Raw genomic sequence first — 5,939 nt, forward strand, 5'->3', positions numbered from 1 at the left:
CAAGGCCGGCCGGCCTGCCCCACGTGCTGTTGATCAACGAGGCGCGAGGGGCCTACCGATCCGGCGGGCCGGGTCGCGGCCCCGGGCCCCCGTACGGGTACTGGCCCGGCAGCGGCCCCGACGGCGGGTACTGCCCGGGTAGCGGACCTGACGGCGGGTACTGCCGGGGCACGGGACCCGACGGCGGGTACTGGCCGCCGTGCGGGTACTGCCCCGGCACCGGCCCCGACGGCGGGTACGGCGGGCCCGCGTACAGGCCGCCCCGCCCCGGCGGTCCTCCCGGTGGCGGCTGCGAGCCCGGCGGCTGCGGGACCCCGGGCGCGGTGATCGCGGCGAGGCGGGTGCGGCGCACGTTCTCGAGGAGCTCGTCGTGCCACTCGGGCTTGGGTGGGATCGCGCCGCGGTCGGCCCGCGCGCGCAGGAACGCCAGCTCGGACACCGCGTGCTGGTAGTGCACGACGGCGTCGGCGGCCGGCTTCCCCGCGGTGCGGCGCACCGCCGTCCGCCAGCGTCGTCGCCCCGCCATGCTCCCGAGCAGCGGCACCTCGCTCTCGGCGATCCAGCCGGCCGAGGCGAACCCCGGCATCTGCGAGGCCAGCACGTCCCGCTCCCGGCGGCGCTGCCACAGCACCAGCCCGAGGATCCCGACGAACAGCGGCAGCATGATCAGGATGTAGACCCCGAAGAAGCCCGGGCCGAGCTGCGTCGCGGAGTTCCACAACGCGTGCAGGATCACCGCGAGCACGTAGCCGAGCAGGATCGCGACGCCGCCCACCCACCGGGAGCGCACGCTGGCGGCGATGCCGACCCCGATCCCCGTCATCGACGTGAACAGCGGGTGCGCGAACGGGGAGAGCAGTCCGCGCAGGACGAAGGTCGCGACGATCCCGGCGGCCGGCGCCGCGCCCGCCTCGGTGAACGCCCGCCCGAAGTAGATGATGTTCTCGGTGAACGCGAAGCCGGCGCCGACGAAGCCCGCGTAGACGATCCCGTCGACGATCCCGTCGAACTCGCGGCGCCGCAGCAGCAGGAGCCCGACGACGAAGGCGCCCTTGACGAACTCCTCGACCAGCGGCGCCGAGATCACGGCCCCGACGACGTCGCCCTGTCCCTGGCCGAGCAGCAGCTCTGCCGCGATCACCGCGCTCGAGTTGATGACGAGCGCGACGAGAGCGGCGAGGCCCGCGCCCCAGAGGAACGCGGTCAGCAGCAGGCGCGGCGGCTCGGGCTCCCAGCGGTCGATCCAGGCGAACGCGAGCAGCACCGGACCGACGGGGAGCATCGCGCAGATCGCGCCGACGATCACACCCCCGGTGCCGATCTCGGTACTCGCGAGCCCGATCGCCGCGAGCGCGCAGACCCCCAGCACGATGAGCCCGACGACGGGCCAGACGAGCGTGCGCCGCTGCTGGGGCGCGAGCCGTGCCGGGGTGGCGATCACCCTGCCGCAGGGTAGTGGCGTCGCCGACGGCGCACCGGACGAGGACCTCAGCCGTGCCGGCGGCGCGGTCCGGCGTCGTGCCCGGTGCGGATCGCGAGGAGGTCGGCGACGGTGCGCCCGCCGGCCCCGGACGACCGCGGGCGCCCGCCGGGCGGCACCGCCCGCGTCCCGACGTGCTCGAGGTGCGTCCGCAGCCGCTCGAGCTCGTCGCGCAGCCCGCTGATCTCCTCGTCGGTCTCCGCGGCGACGTCCCGGCGGACCGCCTGCTCGATGGTGAGCTCGTGCTCGCGCCGGGCGTCGACCTCGGCGGCCAGCTCGAGCTCGAAGGTCCGGCGCAGCGACGCCTCGCGCGCGGCCACCGCGGCCTCGTCCGGGCCCGCGCCGCGGCGCACGAGCGCGGCGACGGCCAGCAGCGCCGCCCAGAGGCCGGCGACGATGCCGAGCCGCAGCACCCGGGTGTCCTCGCCGAGCACCACGACGACCGCCGCGACCAGGGCGAGCACCGCGGTCAGCGTCAGGAGCGTGCGGACGACCGGGTCGCCGGCGGGGCGCCGGACGGGGTGGGCCGCGCGACGTCGCTCGTCGGCTGGCATGTCACGAAGCGTACCGAGCGCGGTCGCCCGACCACGGTGAGGTGGTTGATCAGCGGTCGGGCGTCGGGCGGGAGTCCTGGTCGTCCGGGGTGCGGCAGCACCACTCGAGCGCGAGCGCGGCCGCCACCAGCACTGCGGCGCCGACGATCCCGACGACCGCCGCGACCGTGTCCGACGCTGCCGCGGCCACCTGCGCCCGCCGCGGCAGCGTGTAGGCGAGCACCCCGCACCACCCGCCGCCCACCAGCGCCCCGGCCAGCGCGGAGGCCTTCGCGAGCGCGACGGCCCGGGCGGCGGCGAGGGCGTCGACGGGCCGGGCGCCGGGCCGGCGCCGGATGCGGCGGTAGAGCACCACCGCGACCCCGGCCTCGACGAGCCCGAGCACCAGGAACGTCACCCCAGCCGGGGCGGGCAGCGGCGGCAGCGAGCCGTAGAACGCGCCGAGCAGGAGGTTCACGACGAGGCCCGCCGCGACCGCGACGACGAGCAGCACCGACGGGCTGGTCCGGGTCGTCACCGCGGCGTCCCCTCCGTGGTGGACCCGACGACGGAGTGGCGCACCACGCCGTCACGCTCGGCCGGGGGCAGCGCCGCGAGCAGGTCGGCGACCCGTCCCCGACCCGGTACGACGGTGTCCGGCTCGATCTCGGCCCACGGCACGAGCACGAACGCCCGCTCGGCGAGGCGCGGGTGCGGGAGCAGCAGCTCGGGGTCCTCGCTGGTCACCCCGGTGCCGGCGTCCTCCACGGTGAGCACGTCGACGTCGAGGGTGCGCGGTCCCCAGCGCACCGCGGCGCCCGACCGGTCCCGCCCGCGGGCCCGCTCGGCCTCCTGCGCGCGGGCGAGCCAGTCCCGCGGGCCCACCGTCGGGTCGTCGACGGCGACGACGAGGTTGAGGAAGTCGTCCTGCGCGACCCCGCCCCACGGTGCGGTGGCGTACGTCGCCGACACCGCCGTCGTCCAGGGGGCGAGGACGTCGAGGGCGTGCCGCAGATGGGCCTCACGGTCCCCGACGTTCGATCCCAGGGAGAGCACCGCGCGTGTCACGGGCGGCTCCGCGTGACGCGCACCGCCACGTCGTCGAACGGGCGGTCGATCGGCGCCTGGGGCTTGTGCAGCACGACCTCGACGACCGCGACCTTCGGGTCGTCGAGCACGACGGCGGCGACGTCGGCGGCGACCGCCTCGATCAGCGCGTGCGGCGGGCCCTCGACGACCGCGGCGGCCGCCTCGGCGAGCGCGCCGTAGTCGACGGTGTCGGCGAGGTCGTCACTGGCGCCGGCCGCGGTGAGGTCGGTCCAGAGCACGAGGTCGAGGACGAAGTCCTGCCCGTCGCGGCGCTCGTGGTCGAACACCCCGTGGTGGCCGCGCACCCGCAGGCCGCGCAGCTCGATGCGGTCGCCGGGCTGCGGGGCGCTCACGAGTCGTGCCTCACCCGCGAGGTGCCCCAGTGCCATGCCGCCGCGACCGCGACCGCGTCGAGGGACGCCGAGACCTCGTGCACGCGGACCCCCCACGCCCCGGCGTTCGCCGCCAGCGCGGTCACCGCCGCGGTGGCGTGCTCGCGGCCGTCCGGGCGGCGTGGCGTGCCCTCGTCGTCGGCGAGCAGGGCCCCGAGGAACCGCTTGCGCGAGGCGCCGATGAGGACGGGGAAGCCGAGCGAGACGAACACGTCCAGCTTGCGCAGCAGCTGCCAGTTGTGGGCGGCGGTCTTGGCGAAGCCGAGGCCGGGGTCGAGCACGAGCAGCGCCGGGTCGACACCGGCCAGCACCGCTCGGTCGACCTGCTCGACCATCTCGGCGCGGACCTCGCCGACGACGTCCTCGTAGCTCGCGAGCTCCTGCATCCGCTGCGAGTGGCCGCGCCAGTGCATGAGGACCCAGCCGACGCCCGCGTCGGCGACCACCCGGGCCATGTGGGGGTCGGCCAGCCCGCCGGAGACGTCGTTGACCATCTCGGCGCCCGCCTCGATCGCCGCCGACGCGACCTCGGCCCGGCTGGTGTCCACGCTGACCCGCGCGCCCGCGGCCACCAGGTCGGCGACCACGGGCACGACGCGGGCGGTCTCGGTCGCGGCGTCGACCCGCGCGGCACCCGGGCGGGTCGACTCGCCGCCGACGTCGACGTAGGTCGCGCCGCGCAGCGACATGGCGACGCCGTGGGCGACCGCGTCGTCGCGGTCGAGCCAGCGCCCGCCGTCGGAGAACGAGTCCGGGGTGACGTTGAGGACGCCCATCACCAGGCAGTGGTCGGGGCGCGGGAGCGCGCGGGGCGCGGCCGGACCGGGGCGGGGCGAGCCGGGCGTGGGCGGCTCGGGCGGAGGCGTCACGCTCAGCCGCCCCGGATGAGTCCGAGGGCCTCGGCGCGCGTGCTCGCGGACGACTTCATGATGCCGCGGACGGCGGAGGTCGTCGTGCGCGAGCCCGGCTTGCGCACCCCGCGCGAGGACATGCACTGGTGCTCGGCGTCGATGACGACGATGACCCCGCGGGCGTCGAGCGCGCGGTCGAGCGCGTCGGCGACCTGGGTGGTGAGCCGCTCCTGGACCTGCGGGCGGCGGGCGTAGAGGTCGACGAGCCGCGCGAGCTTGGACAGCCCGGTGACCCGCCCGTCCGGGCCGGGCAGGTAGGCCACGTGCGCCACGCCGTGGAAGGGCAGCAGGTGGTGCTCGCACATCGAGAACATCGGGATGTCCCGGACGAGGACGAGCTCGTCGTGGTTCTCGCCGAAGGTCCGCGCGAGCACCTCGTCCGGGTCGCCGCCGAGCCCCGCGAAGAGCTCGCGGTACGCGCGCGCGACACGGGCGGGGGTGTCCCGCAGACCCTCGCGGTCGGGGTCCTCGCCGATGCCGATGAGGATCTCCCGGACCGCGGCCTCGATCCGGGGCGCGTCGAAGGTGTCGACGGTGTCGACGGTGCCCGCGGCGTGCCCGTTGCTGCGGTCGGGCGTCGGCGCGACCGTGTCCTCGCTCGTCGTCACGTCTAGCTCACCCCGTGCTCTGGTGCGGGACGGGGCAAGCCCCCCGGTGGAGTCGGGACCTCCGGAGGAGGGTTGGCCGCCGTTGGTCAGCTCTCCGAGCGGCCGTCGGGTCGACGACCGTCCGGATCACCGTACGGGTTCGGCGCGCCGTCGCCAGGTGACGTGAACGACCCCCCGGACGGCTGCTCGCCGTCGGGTGCACTGCGCCGTCCGGACGAGGCGCCGTCCTCCGGGGCCGCGTGCTGCCCGCCCGATGGACCCCATCCGGCGGGCGCGGGGCCGGAGCCGCTGCCGTACTGGCCGGAGCCCTGCTGACCCGATCCGTGCTGGCCGTAGGGACGCGAACCGCCTTCCCAGGAGGTGCCGCGCGGCGTCGTCGCCGGCGTCCACCCGGGGGGCGCGCCGTAGTTCGGCGGCACCGAGGACGGCGGCTGGGCCGTCCCGCCGGTGCGGTAGACGTCCGGGATGCCCCAGCCCGAGGTGCCGCGGCCCGCCGGGTCGCCGCCCTGGCGCGAGGGGTCCGGCCCCGGGCCGCCCGCGGACGGCGTGCCCACCGGCGGGGTGTTCGGTGCGCCCCAGCCCGCCGCCGAGCCGTTCTGGCCGGCGGGGACCGCGCCGTTCGGCGCGGCGCCGTTCTGGCCGGCCCCGTGCTGCCCGGCCCCGTTCTGGGCCGGGCCGTGCCCGTTGGCCCCGGCGCCGACGCGCGCCGGCTCGCGGCGCTCGTCCTCCGGCGGCCACGGCTCGCCGCGCTCGGCGGCGACCTCACGACGGGTCTTGATCGGGGGACGGTCGGACGGCGTGCGGTCACCGAAGTCGTTGAACGCGGTGATCCGCGGACGCTTGGTCACCGACGCGAAGAGCCGCTCGAGGTCCTTGCGCTGCAACGTCTCGTGCTCGATGAGCTCCGCGGTCAGCGTGTCCAGCGC

At 76.7% G+C, this 5,939-nt stretch carries 7 protein-coding genes and 1 pseudogene; all 8 read right to left on the minus strand.

Features of this window, described 5'->3' with window-relative positions; all coding sequences use genetic code 11:
* Window positions 1-52: 52 nt before the first annotated feature.
* A complete protein-coding gene (locus AC0CYZ_RS16760) occupies window positions 53-1,441 on the minus strand; it encodes a PrsW family intramembrane metalloprotease (protein WP_472217339.1) in 1,389 nt (462 codons plus the stop codon).
* A 47-nt stretch (window positions 1,442-1,488) separates the two neighbouring features.
* Complete coding sequence (locus tag AC0CYZ_RS16765; RefSeq protein ID WP_472217341.1) at window positions 1,489-2,034, minus strand: DUF6779 domain-containing protein; 546 nt, start codon at window positions 2,032-2,034, stop codon at window positions 1,489-1,491.
* A 49-nt stretch (window positions 2,035-2,083) separates the two neighbouring features.
* Complete coding sequence (locus tag AC0CYZ_RS16770) at window positions 2,084-2,551, minus strand: DUF3180 domain-containing protein (protein WP_472217343.1); 468 nt, start codon at window positions 2,549-2,551, stop codon at window positions 2,084-2,086.
* On the minus strand, window positions 2,548-3,081 hold the full coding sequence (gene folK, locus AC0CYZ_RS16775; RefSeq protein WP_472217345.1) for a 2-amino-4-hydroxy-6-hydroxymethyldihydropteridine diphosphokinase: 534 nt from the start codon (window positions 3,079-3,081) through the stop codon (window positions 2,548-2,550). Before folK ends, AC0CYZ_RS16770 begins: the two co-directional genes overlap by 4 nt.
* Window positions 3,078-3,491, minus strand: coding sequence for a dihydroneopterin aldolase (gene folB, locus AC0CYZ_RS16780; protein ID WP_472217347.1), 414 nt, complete (start codon window positions 3,489-3,491; stop codon window positions 3,078-3,080). Before folB ends, folK begins: the two co-directional genes overlap by 4 nt.
* The gene (gene folP / locus AC0CYZ_RS16785) at window positions 3,452-4,270 is read right to left on the minus strand and encodes a dihydropteroate synthase (RefSeq protein WP_472217351.1); all 819 of its coding nucleotides are present in this window, start codon (window positions 4,268-4,270) and stop codon (window positions 3,452-3,454) included. The genes folB and folP overlap by 40 nt, the downstream gene beginning before the upstream one ends.
* A gap of 95 nt (window positions 4,271-4,365) precedes the next feature.
* Entirely contained in the window at window positions 4,366-5,013 is a 648-nt protein-coding gene (gene folE, locus AC0CYZ_RS16790) for a GTP cyclohydrolase I FolE (RefSeq protein WP_472217349.1), read from the minus strand.
* 86 nt (window positions 5,014-5,099) lie between these two features.
* Window positions 5,100-5,939 (minus strand): annotated as a pseudogene (locus AC0CYZ_RS16795) (ATP-dependent zinc metalloprotease FtsH); the annotation flags it as partial.

It is taken from the genome of Actinomycetospora sp., assembly GCF_055612215.1.

Coding starts and splice junctions, on each gene's coding strand:
- folP (WP_472217351.1), bottom strand. CDS start 4,270: ATGGGCGTCCTCAACGTCACCCCGGACTCGTTCTCCGACGGCGGGCGC.
- AC0CYZ_RS16765 (WP_472217341.1), bottom strand. CDS start 2,034: ATGCCAGCCGACGAGCGACGTCGCGCGGCCCACCCCGTCCGGCGCCCC.
- folB (WP_472217347.1), bottom strand. CDS start 3,491: ATGGCACTGGGGCACCTCGCGGGTGAGGCACGACTCGTGAGCGCCCCG.